We start from the raw sequence: 20757 nt of genomic DNA on the forward strand, positions 1-20757 counted from the left end.
GCACAGCTAGGGAAGCTGAAGGACGACATGAGCGGCCAGGGCCGCGCAGGTAGTGATGGTTGCAAGCCAGCACAAGGCGCGCGTGAACCAGTGCGCTTTCATCTCGCCCACCGCTTCACGCCGGGCACTCAGGAGCACGAGCAGGATCAACACCGGCGACACTGTCATCCCGTTGGTCAGCGCACTCCAGTAGCAGGCCCGGAGCGGATCGACGCCGAATGCGCCAAACAGCAGTGCGACGATAGTGCTCACCGCCATAAGCAACACCAGGATCGCAGCTATCCGGCGATCCCGCTGCGTGCCCCGCTGCCACCCGAACGAACTGGCGGCGGCGTGCGCGGCCGAACCGGCCAGCGGCGGGAGTGCGAGCAGCGCTGTGCCAAGCAGCGCGAGGCCGAGCAGCGGCTGCGCGTAGGCACCCGCGACCGGCGCGATCGCTTGCGCGGCCTCGCGGGTCGAGCCAGAGGGAGTGAGCGATGCATGGGTCGCGTGTAATGTCGCGGCCGCGGCGCAAAGGATGAGTGCTCCGCATACGTTGGACATCGAGGTACGCACCAGTATGTCGCTTCGTATTTTCTTTAGCTGCTGCCGGACGTCTTTCTGCTGTACGCGGCTGCTGTCCTGAGTGCCGCCGTGCGAGCCCTCTTCGACTTCCTGCTCGGCTTGCGAGAACAGCAGATACGGGCTGACCGTGGTACCGAGCACCGCGAGCAGCATCCCCAGATAGTCTTCCGACCAGCTGATGTGCGGCACGAAAGCGCGCCAGGCCAAAGTGCGCCACGGCACGTCCGCCACCAGCATGACGCCTGCATAACAGAACAGCGACAGGGCTAGCCACTTGAGGTAGTTTGCATAGCGCGCATAAGGCACCCACCACTGCAGCGCGAGCGACATGCCGGCAAAGAAAACCGTGAAGAGCGGGACGGATCCCCTGAATATCAACTGCGCGGCTTCGCCCATCGCCAGCATGTCGGCGGCCATGTTCACGGTATTGGCTCCGAGAAAACGGGCGACCGCCAGCAGAAACAACCAGCGGGAATAGTGTTCCCGCATGTTCTCGGTCAGGCCCTTGCCCGTGACGGCCGCGACGCGCGCAGACACCATCTGCAGTGCCACCATCGACGGCCAGGAAAGCACGCAGACCCACAGGAGATCGAAGCCATACTGCGCGCCTGCCAGCGAATACGTCAGGATGCCGCCGGGATCGTTGTCGGTTGCGATCGTACCCAGGCCCGGTCCGATGTCCGCCGCCCAGCCGTGCGCCGGATTTTCCCTGCTTCGATTGTTTCGGTTCACGAGAAAGCGTCGCGACCGGTCGCGCTCGCCGGCTTTCATACCTTCCTGACTAGAGTGAAGTGACTCGTGCGGGACGCACGCGCCTGCTCGCGCAGGCGGCATTCCCGCGTTCGTGGCGGACCTGCATGACGCGGCACCGCTTTTGCTGTATCGCCATGGCGCCAAGCAATTTTTCCGTCGGTGGTATATCGAGGCCTTCAGAACCGAGGAGTCAATCGCAATGGCAAGAGCGCCGAAGACACCAGGCAGCCGCGTCGCCGCCAGCAATGCCAGCATCGCGGTTAGCGCCCGCACCGCGCGCACGATTCCGGGGCTGTGATGGAGAGCGCGACTCCACGGCAGGTCCGTACGTTGTCTGGCGACGGCGTGTGCGGCCCGTTCGACTTTGCGGCACTGCTCGAAGGCTGCACGCTGCCACTCGACGCGCAGTCGCTCGCAGGCGCCGCACGCCAGCTCGTCGCCGTGGGCCCCGCGTTGCCGCTGCCGGGAGGCGGGCGCACGCTCGCGCGCTGGCAATTTCTCGCCGGGCTCGCCGGACAGGATCTCTCGCTCCTCAAGATCTACGAGGCGCATGCCGACGCACTCGCCATTCAGTCGGAGCTTGAAATGCCGTGCCTGCCGCATGTAGCGGTGCCCCGCAGATTGGAACCAGAAATATGGGGCGTATGGGCAGCCCGTTCTCCGCGCAACGAGCTGCGTTACGCCTCAAGCCGCAGCGGGCAGATCCGGCTTTCAGGCGTCAAGCCGTGGTGTTCAGGTGCGACATTCGTCACGCACGCGCTGGTGACCTGCATCGACAGCGACGATCGCGATTGGCTCGCCGCACTGCCCATGGACCAACCAGGCGTGACGGTCACGGCACGTGGCTGGGAAGCCGTCGGCATGGCGGCGACGCAAAGCGTCGAAATCGATGTGCTCAACGCACACGCCACGCTCGTCGGTCCAGTGGACGGCTACTTGCGGCGCCCTGGCTTCTGGCACGGCGGCGCGGGCATCGCCGCGTGCTGGTACGGCGCGGCCGCGGCGCTGGCCGTCCGCCTGCGCGATGCGGCGAGGCGCCGCGATGATCCGCACCTGAATGCGCATCTCGGAGCGGCCGACGCCGCGTTGAGCGCTGCGCGCGCCTTGCTGCGCGACGCCGCACATAAGATCGACTCCGCGCCGCAAGCCGACGCCATGGCGCTTGCGCTGCGTGCTCGCGCCGCTGCGGAAAGCGCCGTCGAGGCCACACTGCATGCCTGTGCGCGCGGCCTGGGCGCTGGCCCGCTGTGCCGCGACCGCTGGTTCGCTCGCATGGCAGCGGATCTGCCCGTGTTCGTCCGTCAGAGCCACGCGGAGCACGATCTCGCTGCGCTCGCGAAGCGAGCCGCGGCGGACGAAGACTGGACACTCTGAGCCTGCCTTGGCAACATGGAACGCCCTCTTTCGCACGCCGACCACTTCGATGCCCGGTTCGCCCATGACGCCGACCCGTGGCATCACCGCACGAGCCGGTACGAGGCGCGCAAACGCTGAAGGTGCCGCGCCGATGAACCTCGAACAAATCTACAACCGCATCTGGGATTGCCTCGCTGCCGCTGTCCATGAAGATAAACATCCCTTCAAGGTCATGCAGGCCGCAACCGTTAGCCTCGATGGTGCACCGAACGTCCGCACCGTGCTGCTTCGGAGTGCCATTGAACCGCAGAACGTGCTTACTTTTCATACCGACCTGCGCTCGCCGAAGATTGCCGAACTCAGACGGGAGCCGCGAATCGCGCTCGTCGGCGTCGACCCTGTTCACAACCTGCAGGTCCGCGTGTCCGGCGAAACCCGAATACTTTGCGACGGGCAGGCCCGGCTCGATGCGTGGAGGTCCAGTCCCGACCATGACCTGGTCGTCTACCGGACGCGCTTGCCGCCCGGGACTCCCATGATCCACGCTGATGATGCGCTCGATGAGACGCACGTTCCTGGACCGGGCGAAGGTCTGCGGCATTTCGGCGTCGTTGAGGTGCGCCCCACACGCCTGGACTGGCTGGACCTCTCGGCAGCGGACCTTCACCGACGCGCGCTGTATGTCCGTCGAGGCGATACCTGGGTCCATTGCTGGGTCGCCCCCTGAACGCGCCTCCCCTGAACGCGCGATACCGCCGTCCTCGTGCCGCAGATTCGAAACAAGTGTAATCGTCTGTTAGCAGTGCACCTGCAGAGCCATTTTTCTGCCGGAATACCGCCTGGGCTTTGGTACGATCCGGCGTTTCGTATATGGCTCAACCACCGTGAATCACCCCTATGTGTCGCTCTTTCGTGAACGCTGCGCACGCTGGGCGAAATCCGGTCGGGCCGCTGCTGCCAGCGCCGGTGCAATGACCGTGCGCCTTATCGCTGCGACGTGGCACAGCATGCGCCATCCGACACGTCGCGGCATTGCACTGACAATTGCCGCTGTGCCTGCGCTGTCGCTCGCGTATACGCTGGCCCTTATTCCATTCACACCCCGCCTCGGTGACATCCGCAAGGCACGCGTCGACCGTCCCGCGCTGATCCTCTCCGCCGACGGCACCGTGCTCGCGGAATTCAAGCCGGTCAATCGCGAGTGGGTCACGCTAAGCCAGATCTCACCGCATGTGGTGGACGCCCTGATCGCGACCGAGGACCGCCGCTTCTATCAGCATCACGGTATTGACCTGAGACGCATTCCGTCGGCGGCATTGCGCACGTTTGCCGGGGCCCGGCAGGGTGGCTCCACCATCACGCAGCAACTGGCACGCAACCTGTATCCCGACGAAATCGGCCGCGCACCGACGTTGACCCGCAAACTCAAGGAAGCGATCACGGCGCTCAAGATCGAATCTGTCTATAGCAAGGACCAGATCCTCGAGACGTACCTCAACACCGTGCCGTTCCTCTACAACGCCTACGGCGTCGAGATGGCTGCGCGCACCTACTTCGGAAAGCGCGCAGCAGACCTCGATGTCCTCGAGAGTGCAACGCTCGTTGGCATGCTGAAGGCGAATAGCACGTACAACCCCGTGCTCAATCCTGAGCGCGCACTGGAACGCCGCAATACGGTACTTGCGCAGATGTTGAAATACGGCAAGCTCAGTCCTCCTGAGTATGCCCGGCTGAACCGGCAACCGCTCAATGTCGATTTCGAACCGCAGGCCGAGCCCATTGGCACTGCACCGCATTTCGCAGTACAGCTGCGCAGGTGGTTGACCGCGTGGGCTGATCGCAACGGCTATAACATCTATTCGGACGGGCTCGTGGTGCACACCACAATCGACTCCCGACTTCAGGCAATGGCGACACAGGCCGTTGCCTGGCAGGCCGGCCAGCTGCAGTGGATCGCGAGCGGCACATGGAACGAGCGCACAGGCTGCTGGCCGGGGAACGAACTGTTCCAGTCCTTCATCAGACAGACAGCGGAGTACCGGACCACACGGGACACCGGCCTTTCCGACCAGGCCGCAATCAGGAAACTTGCGCAGGATGCGGCGTTTGTGGATGCGCTCTGCCACAGCAAAACCCAGATTCAGGCCGGATTCGTCGCCATCGATCCACGCAATGGAGACATCAAGGCATGGGTCGGCAGCCGGGACTATCGCGACGAGCCGTTCGATCACGTGCAGCAGGCGCGCCGGCAACCCGGCTCCACCTTCAAGGCTTTCGTGTACGGTGCGGCATTTGCCGATGGTGCGCAACCGGGTGACACGATCGTCGACCGCAACGTTGCCATTGCATTGAAGGGCAATGCGGTATGGCGGCCGACTGACCCCGAGCCCCCTACCGGCCGCCCGATGACACTGCGCAATGCGCTTGCCTTCTCACGCAATCGCGTGACTGCACAGCTCATGCAGCGGGAGGGACCGACAAAGGTTGCGGCGCTCGCGCGTGAAATGGGCGTGCGCGAAAGTCCCCTTGATGCCGTGCCCTCGCTTGCCCTGGGCACGAGCCCGGTCACGCTCAAGGAGATGGTCTCGGCGTATTGCACGATCGCGAACCGGGGAGCCTATGTCGAACCGCGCATGGTGACACGTATCGAGGATCGCAACGGCAACATGCTCGCCGAATTCCCTGCTGCACGACCGGAGCAGGCGCTGCCGGCCGCTGCTGCGCTCAAGCTGGTCGATGCGATGCGTGACGTCGTCAACCGCGGCACTGGCTCCGACATCAGGACGCGTTTCGGCATTCACGCCGACGTGGCCGGCAAAACCGGAACGACGCAGGACAACACGGATAGCTGGTTCATCCTGATCCATCCGCAACTGGTCGCCGGCGCGTGGGTGGGCTTCGACGACGCACGCGTGACATTGCGCAACGACTACTGGGGCGAAGGTGCGCATGGCGCATTGCCGATGGTGGGGGCTTTCTATGACATGGCACTGCGCGCGCGTGTCGTTGATGCGCACGCACAGCTTGCGCCTGTGAGCAATCAGTCGCACGCAGGTCATGCGCGCCCGCGCCATCATTTCCTCTTCTGGCGATTCTGATGCTCGCGAGCTATTTGGTCGATTGCGGACTGGCCAAGGCGTCGCCGTTGCGCCAGAACGAATAGATTGGCACTCACGTCGCCACGATGATCAAAGGCCCGACAGGCATGGATCGACACGCCCGTCGCCCCATGAGACCAACTCACGCCATGCCGGTCGCTGTTACTGCGCGCTCGCGCGCCTGGCACTCTTCGACGCGGCATTGGCGACCAGGTTAAAGTTGCTTCGCGCGACTTCGACCGCCTGCTGCCCCGTATTCCCGAGCGTCTGGTAGAGCGTATTGGCCGCGGTAATCGCGGAGTTGAACGCAGCCACAGCCGCCTCTGAGCCCGCAGGCGCGTTTCTGGTCGCTTCCTCGACGAATGTCTGCGCCCGGCGCATACGTGCTTCGCCTTCCGCCCGTGCGACGCTGAGAAGTTCAGCGTGCGTCGACGACACGATCCCCAAAAGCTCGCGAGTGTAGGACTGAACCTTCTCAGCCATTGGCGCTCCGAGCGTGCCATGGAGCGCGATCCAGTCCTGTGGCTTTTCCACCGTGGTCTGCGACAACTCCGACGCCTCCTTGAGTGTCGCTCGTATGTATTGTGCGTTGAGTTCAGTGAGTTTGCCGATCCCATCGACCATCGTGCTGATCAGACCATAAACGGCGTCGAGATTGCCACGTTGAGCGCTTGCGACCAGTTCCTGGGTGTGCATGATCAATAGTCTCCTTAATGGGCGGAAATGCTGCGACCCCGCGCGTCGCCAGCGCGGAATGAAAAAAAATGGGGTGTTGATCGACCGGTCATCCCGCGCCCGGCTCGAAGCGGGGCGACCGGGTGCCTGTCAACGTTTTCGCGTCATGGCCTGAAGCAGGGATTCGCCTTCATCCGTCACATGCGCGAAGCGTGCACCGGTTGCGAGGCTCTCGAGTGCTACGAGTTGTTGCTCGAGCAGCGTATCGAGTTCCTCGCGGCCCATGCCGATCTGGTCGGGCGATGACTTGACCAGCATGAGCGTCGCAAATTCGTGAGGGCTCAGCACTTGTGTCTCCTGGAATCCCGGACCGGCGGGTCTTTACCGCCGCATGTGTTGCCAGCCTGACCGACTTCGGATCGCGACCGCCTCCTTCGAGTCGCGTCTACCTGGCGAAGAAAAGCCTAAAGATGGCTTGTACGAGCATATTCAGGGCCGACCCGAAAGTACACGATGTATGGGTGTTCGTATGTGCATCTTTATGGACAGGCTTCCGAGGCGGGAGCGAGAGCGCCCCTCCGCTGCGGTCGGCGCCCTTCTCTTCAAAAGGAACATGCGTCGCATGCAAGGCGAAGTCACCTCCAACTCGCTGGGACGACTCGCGGCATGACATTTGCGCAGGCGCTTTTCATCACGCGACAAGCTACCGGAGCGAGCCATGCAATTCATGTTTCAGTCTTGCCTGATCAGCACGAGCGCAAGCATCGATGACGGGAGAATTGTGGCGAACGCGAGAATCTTCGTCCCGGCGTCAGACGGCTCATTCGAAGATGACGTCCATGACATCTGTCTGGACGACAACTTCATCGACGAGAACGAAGCGCTGAGCTATGCGCGCGAACGCGCAATGGGCTGGGTCGAAGAGCATTGCGTCAGTGAGATCTAGCGCCGCGGCTCCATCTTGCTGCCCGATGGCGTGACCCCCACGACACGCAACCTTCGTATTCTTCTGCTGCATTGGCGGGTCACCCGTATGCCGCAGTACCGCCTGGAAGTTTAGCCACTTATGGCCCCGGCAAGTCTGGCAATCTTATGCCTCGATGCCCATGTCATTCGTGCACAAGCTGCAGCTTTCCCACCGAGCGCGGCGCGTCGCCTTACCGATCGCACGCGCAACAACCGTCAACCAGCTCTCGCTACGACCTGCATTTGCCAGTCACGCCGTCGCGCCTCAGCGGCTAAGGCGATCCATAAGTCGTGGATTCCGGACAGGCATGCATGCAAGGACCGGACCTATCATGTCTGTCTGCGCTGCGTCCACGGGATGGTCCATTTGATTGGCAGTTCCGCGCGCGTGGCTCATCAAGGGGACGATGATGCCGGAAAAACATCTATCCAGCGGTTTCGACGCTGACCTCACCCTCGCTTCGACGAGGCTCCTTGAGATGGGCGGCCTCGTAGAGTTGCAGATCGCTCGCGCCCTTTCGTTACTGCATGCGTTCGACCCCGACGTCGTCTACGCGGTGCTCGAAAGCGAGCAACGACTGAATCTGATGGAGCTGGAAATCGATGAAGAGGTGAGTAACGTCATCGCTCGCAGACAGCCTGCAGCCCGCGATCTTCGACTTCTGCTGGCCATCTCGAAGTGCACCACCAATCTCGAGCGCGCTGGCGATGAAGCACGGAAGGTGGCCAAGCGCATCCGTCGCATCCAGGCCAATAGTGAAGCTCCGGTCATCGGAATCGTCGAAATCAAAACCTCGGCAGAGATGGCCATGAGCCTCCTTCATGGAGCGCTGGATGCGTTCGCACGAATGGATAGTGCCGCAGCCGCGCATCTGGTGCGGGACGATGTGGCCATCGATAACGAGTTTCGGGCGTTTACGCGCGGACTGATTGCCGAAATGACGGCGGACCCGCGCGTCGTTTCGACTGGGCTCGATTACATGGTCATCGCCAAAGCCATAGAGCGCATTGGGGACCATGCTAAAAACATCGCCGAATTCGTCGTCTATGTCGTCAAAGGTACCGACGTGCGGCATGTACCTGCGGCTCAACTCGAGCATGAGGCCAGCAGCTGAGCGGCTGCCAGGCCTTCTTGAACCGTGGACGACTTCACCACGGCGCATTTTTTCGGACACAATGGACCCTCAACGTTGCGCAACGCGGGCAAACATGGTCACAGACACATTTCTGCCTGATTCGATGGAACCGCAGGTACTTCTGGACGGCGCACCAGCGCAGGCAGACTACTTTCTGCTCTCGACGCTATGGGGCCCCGAGGGAACTCTTATCCCCGTATTTCAGGTACTCGGCTGGATGGAAATCCTGCGCCATCGCGGTGCCGATTTCGCATCGCACGCCGCCGTGTGTCAGTACTGGCTCTACGAACACGTGCCAGACGTACCCGCATTGCTGCACGCGTGGAAATGGGAGCGGCTCGCCCGCAACACGGTCGCCCGAAGCGCCGTCGCCCTCGCCAGGCAACAGACGCTCGTCAGCCAGCTCCGGCGTCACCGCATTCAAGAGTCCACAGCTGTTGACACGCTCGATTCAATGCAGAAGGCTTTCGGGGTCTTCTGCGAAATCTGGGCGATGCACGCCAAAACCCTCGATGTTTTACTGGGGCACACTGACGAACGGGACCCGCCCTCGCAGCCCGGTGCCGTTCCTGTTCATGTGGCCGCTGAGTTCAACCCGGAATCGGCGCCCAGCGCCCGGCTGGAATATGGCGGCGGCCCGGAGACTAGCCCGGCGGGATGGATTTTCAATCCGTCATCGACTCCGAACCGTGACGATCGTTGCCCAGGGCATTGCGCGAGCGGCAGATAGCAACATTTCGTCTGCACAAATGCAACAAAGAACAATAATGAAAGGAATCTCCAACTCACGACGCCAGGTCTTCGTGTGTCATCGCGGTCGGGAGCCACTCGTGAAAGTCCGCAACGCGACGCCAACCCTCTCGTTGCTCACGAGGCACTCTTGCCATGCCGCACTGTTGCTCGGGTGTCTGACGAATCCGTGCACAGCGCAGCCGCCAGCAAGTCCACCCGGCACACCCACGGCTGACGCGCCGAGCTACAAGGTCGGTGATACGTGGACCTTTATATGGGGGCGAACCGACTCCACGCCCGGCGTTCCTCTTGTTGTGACGGTAGTCGCAGTAACAGAGACGCAGACGACGATGTCGTCCTCGTGGAACGGTGGGCGCCAAAAGGAAAACCACTACGACAGTCAGGGCAACCTGACGCGGGATGGCAACGGAACAACGTATGAGCCAAGCAATGGAACCCTGAGTTTCCCAATGACTGTGGGAAAGAACTGGGACTTTCATCATGTCCGGCGTTTCACGATCGGAACCATTGATGTCAGCGGCCACGACGAGATCGTTGCGTTCGAGAGGATACAGGTACCCGCTGGTTCATTTGACGCCTACAAGATAGTCAGCCATGGGGTGAACGCCAGGCAGCTTGATCGCTTGTACGATGCGCCGTTCACCGAAACCTACTGGTACGCGCCAAGCGTTAAAAAGGTCATCAAGTCGGATTACGTGTTGTATCTCGATCACCAGGCGCTGCTGTCCCGTACTTCCGAACTGAGTGCTTATTCACTTGCGCCGTGACAGCGCTTGACGCAAGCGTTGGCCGTTCCTTTGAATGGTGCAAGCACTACATAACTCGCTATCACGGCTTCCCGTTACGAGACAATGTTTGGGGGAGCGGCTGGGGTACGGCGCTGCTGCCCTGCCCTCGCAAACGCTTCATTTAGGCAACAGGAATAGACATACCATTGGGTCCCGTGAACGTGATCCCTGCTTCGAGCTCTGGCCGGAAGTGATCGCCGCGGTAACTTTCAGGGCGAATTCCGCCGCCTCGGCACTAGAATTCAGTGCATGGTCGCATTCCCGAAGGAGGCTGCCATGACTCAGTCAATGATCAGTTTTTGGGTTGGCCTTGTGGTTCTCGTTGTCGTTGCCATGGCCCTGTCCCGTCGCTACAGGCGCGAACACCAGGGAGAGAGCCTGAGCCAGTGGCTCGACACGCACCATATGAGCTGGATGCATCGCAAGCACTAGCTTGCGACCGGACCGACACCGGAGAGCGCGCCCATTTCCTGCACTGGAATGGGTTGTCGCCCGGTTTCTCGTTAGAGGAATACCATGCCGACTTACCAGTACCGGTGCGAGAAATGTGGTGAGATGTTCGAGCATGCCGAGCATCTTGCTGAACATCAATCCGCTCATCCGCCTTGCCCGAAGTGTGGCAGCGAGAAAGTTCAGCACATCCCCACACCATTCGTGGCGAAAACATCCAGAAAATCGTGAAATCTCTTCGGTTGCTCAGGTCTGCTCCGGATGCTCGCTGTCTCGATGGTGGTCCGCGGCGAGGAACATATACATCGCGGGCACGACGAACAGCGTAAACAGCGTGCCGATCGACATCCCCGTGAAGATCACGAGTCCCATTGCGTTGCGGCCGGCCGCACCCGCACCCGACGCGATCACGAGCGGCACGACGCCCAGCACCATCGCGGCTGTCGTCATCAGGATCGGCCGCAAGCGCACGCCAGCCGCTTCTTCGAGTGCCTCGCGCTTGCCGCGCCCCGCGCGTTGCAGTTCATTCGCGAACTGCACGATCAGAATGCCGTGCTTGCTCACGAGGCCCATCAGCGTGACGAGGCCCACCTGCGTGTAAATGTTGAGCGTGGTGAGTCCCACGTTGATGAAGATCAGCGCGCCGAACAGCGCCATTGGGACCGATACGAGAATCACGACCGGATCGCGAAAGCTCTCGAATTGAGCGGCGAGCGCGAGAAACACGATGATCGTCGCCAATAGCAGCGTGGTCACGAAGCCGCCGGACTCCTGCACGAACTGTCGCGACAGACCCGAATAATCGGCCGTGTATCCCGCCGGCGCGACGTCGGTCGTGGCCTTGCGCAGGAAGTCGAGCACTTCGCCTTGCGAGATGCCCGGCGCGAGCACGCCGGAAATCGTGGCCGAATTGAGCTGCTGGAAGTGATTGATCGACTCGGGCACGACGTTGCGCTGCAGATGCGTGACCGTCGATGCGGGTATCACGCTGCCATTGGCTGTGCGCAAGTAATAGTCGAGCACTTGCGACGGGTTCAGCCGGTCCGTTTGCAGCACCTGCGGAATCACCTTGTACGAGCGGCCAGCGATCGAAAAGTAGTTGACGAAGTTCCCGCCGAGCGCCGCGCCCAGCGTCTGCCCGACATCGCTTTGCGTCAGCCCGAGCGAAGCGACTTTGTCGCGGTCCACGAGCAACACGCTTTCGGGCTTGTCGATCTTCAGATCGCTGTCGACGAAGAAGAACATGCCGCTTGCGCGCGCCTTTTGCAGCACGGCTTGCGACACTTCGTTGAGGTTCTCGAACGGCTCCGTCGTGCTGATGACGAATTGCACGGGCAATCCTTGCGCGCCCGGCAGGGGCGGAAACTGAAATGCGGCGACACGCGCGCCCGCGATGCCGTTCCACTTCTGCTGCAATTCCTGCTGTAATTGCGTCGCGCCCTTCTTGCGCTTGTCCCACGTCTTGAAGAGCACGCCGCCGATACCCTGGTTCAGCGTCGGCACGCCCGTGAGCTGGAACATCTGCGCGTATTCGGGCAACTGATTCGAGATGTCGAAGACCTGATCCGCGTAGGTCTGCATCTGCTGGATCGTCGCGTTCGGCGGCCCCTGGACCTGGGACAGAACGATGCCCTGGTCCTCCTGAGGTGCGAGCTCCGTTTGCGACGTCATGAAGAGATAGACGGTGCCGCACAGGAGCAGCGCGCCCATCACGACGAATACGGGCCACGTGTCGAGCATCGCATGCAACAGACGCCGGTAGCCGTGATGCACACGTTCGAACTGCCGGTCGACGAAGCGCGGGAAGCGCCCCGACTGCTGGTCCATGCGGAAAAAACGCGAGCACATCATCGGCGAAAGCGTCAGCGCGATCACGCCCGACACCGTGACGGCGCCCGCGAGCGTGAACGCGAACTCGGTGAACAGCGCGCCAGTCAGTCCGCCCTGAAAGCCGATGGGCACGTACACGGCGATCAGCACGACCGTCATCGCGAGAATCGGGCCGCCGAGTTCGCGCGCCGCGATCAGTGCGGCTTCGAAAGGCCGCCTGCCCTCCTCCTTCATATGCCGGTCGACGTTCTCGACCACGATGATCGCATCGTCGACGACGAGGCCGATGGCGAGCACGAGCGCAAGCAGTGTCAGCAGATTGATCGAATAGCCGAGCACCTGCATCACGAAGAACGTGCCGATCAGCGAGAGCGGCATCGCAATCACCGGCACGATCACCGCGCGCAGACTGCCGAGGAAAAGGAAGATCACGACGGTGACGATCAGCAGCGCCTCGACGAGCGTCTTCACTACTTCCGTGATCGCCGTGTTGATGAAGTCGGTCGCGTCGTAGACGATGTCGCCCGTCATGCCCGTCGGGAACTGCCTCTGCAGATCCGGAAAGATCGTTTTCACGCGCTTCGCGACGTCGAGCACATTCGCATCGGGCGCCACTTTGATGCCGATGAACACCGATCGCTTGCCGCTGAACGCGACGTTGAAGTCGTAATTGTCAGCACCGAGCACGACGTTTCCCACGTCTTCAAGGCGCACGATCGCGCCGTTCTTCTGCGTGACGACGAGTTTCTTGAAGTCCTCGACGGAATGCAGGTCGGTGCCCGCGTTGAGATCGACGCTTATCATCTGGCCTTTCGTTGTGCCAAGCGTCGCCAGATAGTTGTTGTTGCCGAGCGCCGTGAATACGTCAGCGGCCGTCACGTTGTGCGCGGCGAGCCTGCTTGAGTCGAGCCATGCGCGCAGCGCGAACTGACGGCCGCCGAGCACTTCCGCCGTCTGCACGCCCTGGACCGAATCGAGCTTCGGCTTCACGACGCGCAGCAGATAATCCGTAACGTTGTTGCTCGGCAGCACGTTGCTGTAAAAACCCATGTACATCGCGTCGGTGGTTTGACCCACTTGCACGGTCAGCACGGGCTGTTGCGCCTGCGGCGGCAACTGGTTGCGCACCGATGCGATCTGCGTGTTGATCTCCGTGAGCGCGCGGTTGGAGTCGTAGTTGAGGCGCAGCGTCGCGGTGATCGTCGAGACACCCGTGGTGCTCGTCGACGACATGTAGTCGATACCCTGTGCCTGTGCGATCGCGGCTTCGAGCGGTTGCGTGATGAAGCCCGCCATCGTGTCGGCGCTCGCGCCGTAGTATGCGGTCGTGATCGTCACCACGCCGTTTTCGGTTTGCGGATACTCGCTGACCTTCAGCGCGGCAAGCGAGCGCAAGCCGAGCACGAGTATCAGCAGGCTCACCACCGATGCGAGGACCGGCCGTTCAATGAAGATGTCGGTGAATTTCATCGCGCGCTCTTCTATTGTTCCTGGGGCGTCGGGTTCGGGCTGTTCGCAGGCAGCACGCGGTTGTCGATCACGAGGGGCGTGCCGTTTTTCAGTTTCAGCTGGCCGCTCGTCACGACCTGCGTGCCTTCGCCCATGCCCTTTAGAATCGCGACCTGGTCGCCGCGCGTCGGCCCCGGCGTGACGAACACCTGTTGCGCGACGGGCATGATCTTGCCTTGTGCGTTCTTATGTTCGCCGGGCTTCACGATGAACACGGTCGCGCCATATGGGTTATAGGTAATCGCCGTTTGCGGCAAGGTCAGATAGCGCTGCGCGCCACCCGCATCGATCTTCACGTTCGCGTACATGCCGGGCAGCAGCTTGCGCTCGCGATTGTCGACGGTCGCCTCGATCTGGACGTTGCGCGTGGTGCTGTCCACACGCGGATTGATCGAGCGGATCTTGCCGTCGAACGTGCGGTTGCCGAACGCATCCGTATCGACGACGATGGTCTGGCCAACCTGCAATTGGCCGAGCTGCTGCTGCGGCAGAAAGAAGTCGGCGTAGATCGGGTCGATGGCTTGCAGCGTGACGATGGCGTCACCCGGATTGAGGTACTGGCCGGGGTTGACCGTCGTGATGCCGACGCGTCCCGCGAACGGCGCGCGTATCGTCTTCTTTACGACGAGGGCGGCCTGTTGCTCGACCTGGGCTCTCTTACTCTTGAGGTCGGCGGCGTCGGCGTCGAGCTGCGCCCTGGCAATCGCCTGGATGTCGAACTGCGCCTTGTCGCGCTTGTAGACCGTTTGCGCTAGGTCCGCCGCTGCCTGCAACGACGCGAGCTGCGCGCGGTCCGAATCGTCGTTCAGGCGCACGAGCACCTGGCCCGTCTTCACCTCCTGCCCCGAGTTGAACGCGATCTCGCGCACAAGCCCGGCCACTTCCGTCGTCACGTCGACGCCGCGCACCGCGCGCAGGCTGCCCACGGCGACAAGCTGCGGCTGCCATGTTTGATAGCCTGCGATAGCGGCCGTGACGGTGGCGGGCGGTGCGGCGTTGCTCGCCATGAACTTCTGGATCATGTGCGCCCTGAACAGATTGAAGCCGACCAGCGCAGCGAGCAGTATGCCCACGCAGATCAGCATGATGATCATCCGCTTTGCCATCGGCTTCTTCGTCGTCATCGTCATGTCCTGGCCGGGGTGGCCACTGCAAAAGGATTCATTTCGGCGCAGCCGGACGCGGCTGGGCTGCCTGGCTCGTCGCCGTGTCGCTCCACCAGCCGCCGCCGAGCGCCTGAAACAGCGCTGCCGTGTCTGCATAGCGCGCGGCCCGCGCCTGCGCGAGATTCACAACCGTCTGCTGGTATTGGCGCTGTGCATCGAGCAGCGCCAGATAGCTGACGCCGCCGATACGAAACTGACCGCGCGTCAGGTCGAGCGAATCGCTGGCAGCGCGCCATGCTTGCGTCTGCGCGCTCAGGCCGGTCGCATCGTGCTCCAGCGCGCGTAACGTATCGGCGACGTTCTGGAATGCGAGCAGCACCGTTTGGCGGTATTGCGCGTTGGCCTCGTCGAATGCCGCTTCTGCCGCGCGCTTTTGCGCACTCAACTGGCCGCCGTGAAAGATCGGCTGTGTGATGCCTGCGCCGATGCTCCAGATCATGTCAGCGTACTTAAGAAGGCCCGCGGGCGTCAGCGCCTCGGGGCCGTAACTCGCGGAGAGCGTGAGTTGCGGATACATGTTCGCAGTCGCCACGCCGACCTGGGCGCTCGCCTGATGCAGCGTGGCGTCGGCGGCGAGAATATCGGGGCGCTGCCGCACGAGCGAAGACGGCACGCTGACGGGCAACGTTTGCGGCAGCGTGAACATCGACATCCGGAACTCGGGCACGTCCGCATCGCTCGGCGGCTTGCCCGCCAGGACCGCGAGCTGGTGACGCGTCTGGTCGAGCGACTGATGCAACGGCGGCAATGTCGCGCGCGTCTGCGCCACCAGCGTTTCCTGTGCAAGCACCGTTGCGCGGCTCACGCCGCCCAGTTCGAGCTGCTTGCGCATGATGCCGAGTTGCGCGTCTTCGTCGTCGGCGATGCGCGCGGTCGCTTCGATCTGCTCCCGCAGCGACGCTTCCTTGATGGCCGCCGTCACGATGTTCGCGGACAACGCGAGATACGCCGCTTGCAACTGAAAGCCCTGGTAATCGACCTGCGAGCGCAACGACTCGAGCTCTCGCCTTCCGCCGCCGAACACATCGAGGTTGTACGACACGTTCACCGATGCGTTATAGAGGTTCAGCAGTTCCGTGAGCTGCGGCTCGCCGAACGTGACGCCGTTGAACTTCTCACGCGTGGCATTGGCCTTTGCATCGACTGACGGATAGAGCGTGGTGCCCATTTGCGCGCGAAGATTTTCGCCGGCCTGCCTGAGCGCCGCTTGCGCCGCGGCAACGTTGGGGCTGTTGGCGAGCGCCTCGCGTATCAGCGCGTCGAGCGGCTCGCAACGATAGAGCGTCCACCACTGTGCGGGAATGTCGAGGCCGGCCACGAACTGTTGCGGGACACCCGAAGCGCCCGGCGCCGAGGCCGTTTGATCGGGTAGCGGCGTGGACGTGTAGGTGCCGGTAGCGGGCGGCGCGGGCGTATGGTAATTGGGGCCGACCGTGCAGCCGGACAACGCGATCAGGACGATGCCCCATGCAGCACGCGTGAGCGTGTCGCCGGCTGCATGGCGGTGAGACGCACTGCGAGCATGCCAGTGCGACCGGCTGCGACTGAAACCGTGGTTGACGTCATCGATCATCGATCCACCTTGTTTCACTGCGCGGAAAACGAACGAAACGGCAGATGCAGAGTTTGAAATCATGCCACAACATGTTCACGCGACCCGCGAACGGTTTTCCCACGGGACCCACGCCTCACCGCAGATGCCAGCTGAAATCCGGAATCACGAAGCTTTCGGATGACTGAAAGAGTTCCGAAAGCGGATTCGTCTCTGCCAATGCCGGGTCCTGCCTGCGGCGGTGTTCTGATCAACGTGGACTAACATTGAAACTGGCGGCCTCTGCCGAGGACGCCGGTAGTGATGCATTAGCTGGGTCACGTGCCCGTGGAGGTCGCCATGAGTGGTGAGGCATCGAATGAAAGCGGTCCTGATCTGGCAAAAGGCGTGCCCATCGAATCCCTCGGTGAAGCTGGCCTGTTGTCGGGACACGTCGGTAATGATGCGGTGCTGATTGCGCGGCTCGGTGATGAATTCTTCGCTATCGACGCTGCCTGTACTCACTACCACGGCCCACTCGCCGAAGGCTTGATCGTCGGGGACACGGTACGGTGCCCGTGGCACCACGCGTGTTTCAGCCTGCGTACAGGGGAAGCGGTGCGAGCGCCTGCGCTCAGCCCTGTCGCATGCTGGTCTACCGAGATCCGGGGCGACAAGGTTGTTGTACTGCACAAAAAAGCGCCGCCCGCGGGTTCCGGGCCCTCGCCGGCCGGAGCGCCACAGAAGATCGTGATCGTCGGTGCAGGGGCCGCAGGCTTTGCTGCGGCCGAGCGCCTGCGGGGCCTCGGCTACGCGGGCAGTCTCACGATGCTGAGCGACGACGCGGCGCCGCCGGTGGACCGGCCCAACCTCTCCAAAGACTATTTGGCCGGCAGCGCGCCTGAGGAGTGGGTGCCGCTTCGAGACGATGCTTTTTACGCAGACCAACGCATCGATCTGCGGCTGAACACCGGTGTCTCGCGTCTTCACATCGCCGCGCAGGAAGTGGAGCTTGCGGATGGGAGCAAGGTCCCCTACGACCGTCTGCTCTTAGCCACCGGGGCCGAAGCGGTTCGCTTGCCTATTCCCGGCATGGATTTGCCGCATGTGCATACCCTTCGCACATTGGCCGATTCCCGCGCCATCATCGCTCGCGCGGAGAACTCGCGGCGCGCGGTTGTCATCGGAGCCAGCTTCATCGGACTGGAAGTGGCGGCGTCATTGCGCGCGCGTGGACTCGAAGTCCATGTCGTGGCGCCGGAGCAGCGTCCGATGGAACGTGTGCTGGGGCCACAGACGGGTGAATTCGTGCAGCGGTTGCATGAAGAACACGGCGTCGTCTTCCACCTCGGGAACACCGCCAGCGCGATCGACGCGCGGCAGGTATCGCTCAAAGCGGGCGGCAGCCTGGAGGCCGATCTGGTGGTGGTCGGCGTCGGCGTGCGGCCGCGACTGGCATTGGCCGAGCAAGCCGGCCTCGCGATCGACCGCGGCGTGGTGGTCGATGCCTGCCTGCAGACCAGCGCGCCTGGCGTCTTCGCTGCCGGCGACATCGCACGCTGGCCCGACCCGCACAGTGGCACGGCAATTCGCGTGGAGCACTGGGTCGTCGCGCAGCGCCAGGGACAAACGGCGGCGATGAACTTGATTGGCGGACGTGAGACGTTCGACGCCGTGCCATTCTTCTGGAGCCAGCACTACGATGTCCCGATCAACTATCTCGGGCACGCGGACAACTGGGACGAGATTTCAGTTGACGGCGATATTGCAGCGCGCGACTGCTTCCTGCGCTACAAGCGAGACGGGCGCGTCGTCGCCGTAGCCTCTATTTATCGCGATACAGAGAGTCTGCGGGCAGAGGTCGAGATGGAGCACGATTTCCGTTGACGCGGGAGCGAATCGCAAACGGATGCCCCCTCAAGTGACTTGCCCTCCCGTCGTCTTCCTGGGACGGCATGGTTGACGGGTTCGCGGCACACGCCCTGTTGCGGCCTGTGCGATGATGCGCCACGGCAACCATGAGATAGGCGATGACATCTACATTCGACGAGGCAACAACGGCGGCGATCGCCGCGTTTGCCCAACTGGACTTCTACACGGCGGTGCAGGCGATGCGTGCCGAAGCCGACTACGACCGCGAGCGGGACCAGTGGATCTCGCGCTACATCGACGAGCACGGCGGCGGCGCGGACGATGCGGCATACGACGCCTTGCACGCGCAGGCCCAGGCAACTCCGGAATACGCGCAGTTCATCGATGCCGTTCGCCGGGAAATCCAGGAATACTTCGGCGTGGCCGAGGAACAACTGGACTGGGTAGTCCTGCTTCGCAATGACGACAGCGATGAGCTTTGGGCGGAGGTCAACCGGCAGCGGAGCGAGCTGGGAACCGGTGAGGTCCGCGGAGATCTCTGATCATTGCTTGCCATCGGGCTTGCAAGCCGTGCTGGATGCGCCCATGAAAGGGTCATGAGCGACCGCTCGTTCCCAGGCCCACCGCAACGTGTCGTTTTCTAATATTCGTTAATTAATCGAGCCAACGACTCGGCTTCTCGCGCAACGGCTTCGTCTGCTGATACGCCGTCACCTATCCATAGCTGGACGGTGTCGGCGAACGCTGTTTTTGCCGCGCCGCACAACTGAGCGATGCGAATTCTATACACACCGTCGAAGCTAAACACTTCCAGCCGCCCTTCATACTCACGCGCATAGAATTTCATCGCCAGCTCCTTGTGTCGCTGCCGTGCGTTTTTTCACCGCTCCGGATATCGCCGCCGCGCCAGGCGTGCTGCCTCCTGCGGTACGAGCACAGCCTCAAGCCGCGGTCACCCATCATGCGCTCAATCGGCCAGCGGTCGCAACCGTCGTCGCGACGAGCCACAACGGCCAATGATCTACACCGTTGCACGGACATTTGATCGTCGGTTTTCCAGCGAAATATAGACCTTCGCAAACCAGCCAAATCAGCTTTCTATCCACGGTTTTCGAACTTTGGCTCGGCCATCATCTATATTTTCAACGCGCCCACGAAAATAAATAAATATCACCGCCGTTTTCGCATATGTGTCCTATTGTTGAGATCGTGATTTAAATCCCTTCCTCCCGGAAAGTTTGCCGACATCTTCGTCGCCAGCACGTCATTCCGCCATTCAGAGGTCGAAATGAGCCATATTACGATTTCATATCATTATGTTGATTGCAATCGTAAATTCGAACATTACGACGCTAATCGATCATTCTTTCAGGAGTACTACGCCACTCGTCTCGCAGCGGAGCCCGGAATATCCTGCCATGTACTCGACATCGGATGTGGTCACGGCACCAATCCAACCATCAGCAGGATCCAGCATGTCCTTGGGGAAGTTGATGGCGTCGATCCGTTCCCCGTTGTTCAACCCCATCCATTGATCAGGCAGCGGTGGACCTGTGCCATGGAGGAAATCCCCGTTCCGTCGAACACGTACGACCTCGCCTATTCCTATAACGTTGTAGAGCATGTCGTCAACGAGACTTCGTTTCTCGCCAAAACGATCGAGGTGCTCAAACCCGGCGGTGTGTATTGGTCAATGTCGCCTAACGCGAGACACCCGTTCACTGTCATCGTGCGGATCATGCAGGCGCTCGGGATAAAGTATCTCTACCGCCGGTCAATCGCTCCACAGGCAAACGATTATCCCGCCTATTACCGGCTTTGCAACGCTACGAAAGTCCTAAAAGCAATCGAAAAGCTTGATCTTCCAGTATCGAAAATCGACTTCTTCCTGATCCCGAACGTCCAGTGGGATACGTTTTTTCCGCGCCGACTTCGCTTCATTGCCCACTTGATAGACCGCGTCGTTGTCCTTAACGCGCCTTCGATGTCAAACATTTTCATGTTTCGCATGGAGAAAATGGATACCGGGCCGCGCGACGGGGCGGCGACATGACCCATCCAGGCGATTCTTCATCGGCAAGCGTTGCCTGCGCGAGGCGTAGGGGTGACGTGAGTGGCTCCTCCGTCCCAGCAGGCTGCCGAACATTCGACTCGACGAGCGGGATCTCGAGCGTTGCGGGGCTGTAATGAGCAACTGTCTTACCTGTCAAGCCGTGTGGATGGATTCATCCCACGGCTTTCCTGTTTTTGCGATGGCGTTGAGGATAGTCAGCAGCTTTCTCATGCAGGCAACCAGAACAACCTTGTTCG

19 protein-coding genes and 1 pseudogene are annotated in these 20757 nt (G+C 61.8%); 12 read left to right on the forward strand and 8 right to left on the reverse strand.

Going from position 1 to position 20757, the window contains the following annotated elements; genetic code table 11:
- Window positions 1-6: 6 nt before the first annotated feature.
- Window positions 7-1335, reverse strand: coding sequence for an NRAMP family divalent metal transporter (locus tag AB4Y43_RS35160; RefSeq protein WP_368729883.1), 1329 nt, complete (start codon window positions 1333-1335; stop codon window positions 7-9).
- A gap of 73 nt (window positions 1336-1408) precedes the next feature.
- Here AB4Y43_RS35160 and AB4Y43_RS35165 point away from each other — a divergent pair, with 73 nt between their 5' ends.
- From AB4Y43_RS35165 to AB4Y43_RS35180, 4 genes are all read left to right on the forward strand, one after another.
- Window positions 1409-1615 carry a hypothetical protein gene (locus tag AB4Y43_RS35165; RefSeq protein ID WP_368729884.1) on the forward strand — a complete coding sequence of 69 codons (207 nt, stop codon included), beginning with the start codon at window positions 1409-1411 and terminating at the stop codon, window positions 1613-1615.
- Complete coding sequence (locus tag AB4Y43_RS35170) at window positions 1615-2691, forward strand: acyl-CoA dehydrogenase (protein WP_368729885.1); 1077 nt, start codon at window positions 1615-1617, stop codon at window positions 2689-2691. The genes AB4Y43_RS35165 and AB4Y43_RS35170 overlap by 1 nt, the downstream gene beginning before the upstream one ends.
- Before the next feature lie 133 nt (window positions 2692-2824).
- The gene (locus AB4Y43_RS35175) at window positions 2825-3400 is read left to right on the forward strand and encodes a pyridoxamine 5'-phosphate oxidase family protein (RefSeq protein WP_368729886.1); all 576 of its coding nucleotides are present in this window, start codon (window positions 2825-2827) and stop codon (window positions 3398-3400) included.
- Window positions 3401-3680: 280 nt separating this feature from the next.
- The gene (locus AB4Y43_RS35180; RefSeq protein ID WP_368729887.1) at window positions 3681-5771 is read left to right on the forward strand and encodes a penicillin-binding protein 1A; all 2091 of its coding nucleotides are present in this window, start codon (window positions 3681-3683) and stop codon (window positions 5769-5771) included.
- A gap of 162 nt (window positions 5772-5933) precedes the next feature.
- On the opposite strand, the gene phaP is transcribed toward AB4Y43_RS35180, so the two are convergent.
- Both phaP and AB4Y43_RS35190 read right to left on the reverse strand, forming a co-directional pair.
- Window positions 5934-6467: a TIGR01841 family phasin gene (phaP, locus tag AB4Y43_RS35185; protein ID WP_368603119.1), complete on the reverse strand. Its 534-nt coding sequence runs from the start codon at window positions 6465-6467 to the stop codon at window positions 5934-5936.
- Between the two features lie 129 nt (window positions 6468-6596).
- Complete coding sequence (locus AB4Y43_RS35190; RefSeq protein ID WP_368729888.1) at window positions 6597-6794, reverse strand: hypothetical protein; 198 nt, start codon at window positions 6792-6794, stop codon at window positions 6597-6599.
- 370 nt (window positions 6795-7164) lie between these two features.
- On the opposite strand from AB4Y43_RS35190, the gene AB4Y43_RS35195 reads away from it, so the two are divergent.
- The 5 genes from AB4Y43_RS35195 (at window position 7165) to AB4Y43_RS35215 (ending at window position 10770) form a co-directional block, all read left to right on the forward strand.
- Window positions 7165-7392: a hypothetical protein gene (locus AB4Y43_RS35195; protein ID WP_069262072.1), complete on the forward strand. Its 228-nt coding sequence runs from the start codon at window positions 7165-7167 to the stop codon at window positions 7390-7392.
- Window positions 7393-7822: 430 nt separating this feature from the next.
- Window positions 7823-8527: a phosphate signaling complex protein PhoU gene (phoU, locus tag AB4Y43_RS35200; protein ID WP_069262412.1), complete on the forward strand. Its 705-nt coding sequence runs from the start codon at window positions 7823-7825 to the stop codon at window positions 8525-8527.
- Window positions 8528-8621: 94 nt separating this feature from the next.
- Window positions 8622-9278 carry a hypothetical protein gene (locus AB4Y43_RS35205; protein WP_342948113.1) on the forward strand — a complete coding sequence of 219 codons (657 nt, stop codon included), beginning with the start codon at window positions 8622-8624 and terminating at the stop codon, window positions 9276-9278.
- A gap of 352 nt (window positions 9279-9630) precedes the next feature.
- Window positions 9631-10068 carry a hypothetical protein gene (locus AB4Y43_RS35210; protein WP_368729889.1) on the forward strand — a complete coding sequence of 146 codons (438 nt, stop codon included), beginning with the start codon at window positions 9631-9633 and terminating at the stop codon, window positions 10066-10068.
- A gap of 537 nt (window positions 10069-10605) precedes the next feature.
- On the forward strand, window positions 10606-10770 hold the full coding sequence (locus AB4Y43_RS35215; RefSeq protein WP_083245053.1) for a zinc ribbon domain-containing protein: 165 nt from the start codon (window positions 10606-10608) through the stop codon (window positions 10768-10770).
- Between the two features lie 15 nt (window positions 10771-10785).
- Here the strand turns inward: AB4Y43_RS35215 and AB4Y43_RS35220 are convergent, their stop codons facing one another.
- From AB4Y43_RS35220 to AB4Y43_RS35230, 3 genes are read right to left on the reverse strand one after another with little or no spacing between them, the layout of a single operon-like run.
- Window positions 10786-13839, reverse strand: coding sequence for an efflux RND transporter permease subunit (locus AB4Y43_RS35220; RefSeq protein ID WP_069262075.1), 3054 nt, complete (start codon window positions 13837-13839; stop codon window positions 10786-10788).
- Between the two features lie 11 nt (window positions 13840-13850).
- Complete coding sequence (locus AB4Y43_RS35225) at window positions 13851-15002, reverse strand: efflux RND transporter periplasmic adaptor subunit (protein WP_368729890.1); 1152 nt, start codon at window positions 15000-15002, stop codon at window positions 13851-13853.
- A 37-nt stretch (window positions 15003-15039) separates the two neighbouring features.
- The gene (locus AB4Y43_RS35230; RefSeq protein WP_368729891.1) at window positions 15040-16617 is read right to left on the reverse strand and encodes an efflux transporter outer membrane subunit; all 1578 of its coding nucleotides are present in this window, start codon (window positions 16615-16617) and stop codon (window positions 15040-15042) included.
- A 318-nt stretch (window positions 16618-16935) separates the two neighbouring features.
- Between AB4Y43_RS35230 and AB4Y43_RS35235 the strand changes: the two genes are divergently transcribed.
- On the forward strand, window positions 16936-18462 hold the full coding sequence (locus AB4Y43_RS35235; RefSeq protein ID WP_368729892.1) for an FAD-dependent oxidoreductase: 1527 nt from the start codon (window positions 16936-16938) through the stop codon (window positions 18460-18462).
- Between the two features lie 143 nt (window positions 18463-18605).
- Complete coding sequence (locus AB4Y43_RS35240) at window positions 18606-18989, forward strand: ATP-dependent protease (protein WP_368729893.1); 384 nt, start codon at window positions 18606-18608, stop codon at window positions 18987-18989.
- A 98-nt stretch (window positions 18990-19087) separates the two neighbouring features.
- On the opposite strand, the gene AB4Y43_RS35245 is transcribed toward AB4Y43_RS35240, so the two are convergent.
- Window positions 19088-19294 (reverse strand): hypothetical protein, encoded by a 207-nt coding sequence (locus tag AB4Y43_RS35245; RefSeq protein WP_028204535.1) that lies wholly within the window; start codon window positions 19292-19294, stop codon window positions 19088-19090.
- A gap of 441 nt (window positions 19295-19735) precedes the next feature.
- On the opposite strand from AB4Y43_RS35245, the gene AB4Y43_RS35250 reads away from it, so the two are divergent.
- Window positions 19736-20500, forward strand: a complete 765-nt coding sequence (locus AB4Y43_RS35250) for a class I SAM-dependent methyltransferase (RefSeq protein ID WP_342948120.1) — start codon at window positions 19736-19738, stop codon at window positions 20498-20500.
- A 153-nt stretch (window positions 20501-20653) separates the two neighbouring features.
- Here the strand turns inward: AB4Y43_RS35250 and AB4Y43_RS35255 are convergent.
- Window positions 20654-20757, reverse strand: a pseudogene (locus AB4Y43_RS35255) (IS110 family transposase); the annotation flags it as partial.

Source organism: Paraburkholderia sp. BR10872, from assembly GCF_040965835.1.
Taxonomy (GTDB): Bacteria; Pseudomonadota; Gammaproteobacteria; order Burkholderiales; family Burkholderiaceae; genus Paraburkholderia; species Paraburkholderia nodosa_A.

Coding starts and splice junctions, on each gene's coding strand:
- AB4Y43_RS35170 (WP_368729885.1), top strand. CDS start 1,615: ATGGAGAGCGCGACTCCACGGCAGGTCCGTACGTTGTCTGGCGACGGC.
- AB4Y43_RS35250 (WP_342948120.1), top strand. CDS start 19,736: ATGAGCCATATTACGATTTCATATCATTATGTTGATTGCAATCGTAAA.
- AB4Y43_RS35205 (WP_342948113.1), top strand. CDS start 8,622: ATGGTCACAGACACATTTCTGCCTGATTCGATGGAACCGCAGGTACTT.
- AB4Y43_RS35215 (WP_083245053.1), top strand. CDS start 10,606: ATGCCGACTTACCAGTACCGGTGCGAGAAATGTGGTGAGATGTTCGAG.
- phoU (WP_069262412.1), top strand. CDS start 7,823: ATGCCGGAAAAACATCTATCCAGCGGTTTCGACGCTGACCTCACCCTC.
- AB4Y43_RS35245 (WP_028204535.1), bottom strand. CDS start 19,294: ATGAAATTCTATGCGCGTGAGTATGAAGGGCGGCTGGAAGTGTTTAGC.
- AB4Y43_RS35235 (WP_368729892.1), top strand. CDS start 16,936: ATGAGTGGTGAGGCATCGAATGAAAGCGGTCCTGATCTGGCAAAAGGC.
- AB4Y43_RS35175 (WP_368729886.1), top strand. CDS start 2,825: ATGAACCTCGAACAAATCTACAACCGCATCTGGGATTGCCTCGCTGCC.
- AB4Y43_RS35230 (WP_368729891.1), bottom strand. CDS start 16,617: ATGATCGATGACGTCAACCACGGTTTCAGTCGCAGCCGGTCGCACTGG.
- AB4Y43_RS35180 (WP_368729887.1), top strand. CDS start 3,681: ATGCGCCATCCGACACGTCGCGGCATTGCACTGACAATTGCCGCTGTG.
- phaP (WP_368603119.1), bottom strand. CDS start 6,467: ATGCACACCCAGGAACTGGTCGCAAGCGCTCAACGTGGCAATCTCGAC.
- AB4Y43_RS35195 (WP_069262072.1), top strand. CDS start 7,165: ATGCAATTCATGTTTCAGTCTTGCCTGATCAGCACGAGCGCAAGCATC.
- AB4Y43_RS35240 (WP_368729893.1), top strand. CDS start 18,606: ATGACATCTACATTCGACGAGGCAACAACGGCGGCGATCGCCGCGTTT.
- AB4Y43_RS35210 (WP_368729889.1), top strand. CDS start 9,631: ATGTCGTCCTCGTGGAACGGTGGGCGCCAAAAGGAAAACCACTACGAC.
- AB4Y43_RS35220 (WP_069262075.1), bottom strand. CDS start 13,839: ATGAAATTCACCGACATCTTCATTGAACGGCCGGTCCTCGCATCGGTG.
- AB4Y43_RS35225 (WP_368729890.1), bottom strand. CDS start 15,002: ATGACGACGAAGAAGCCGATGGCAAAGCGGATGATCATCATGCTGATC.
- AB4Y43_RS35160 (WP_368729883.1), bottom strand. CDS start 1,335: ATGAAAGCCGGCGAGCGCGACCGGTCGCGACGCTTTCTCGTGAACCGA.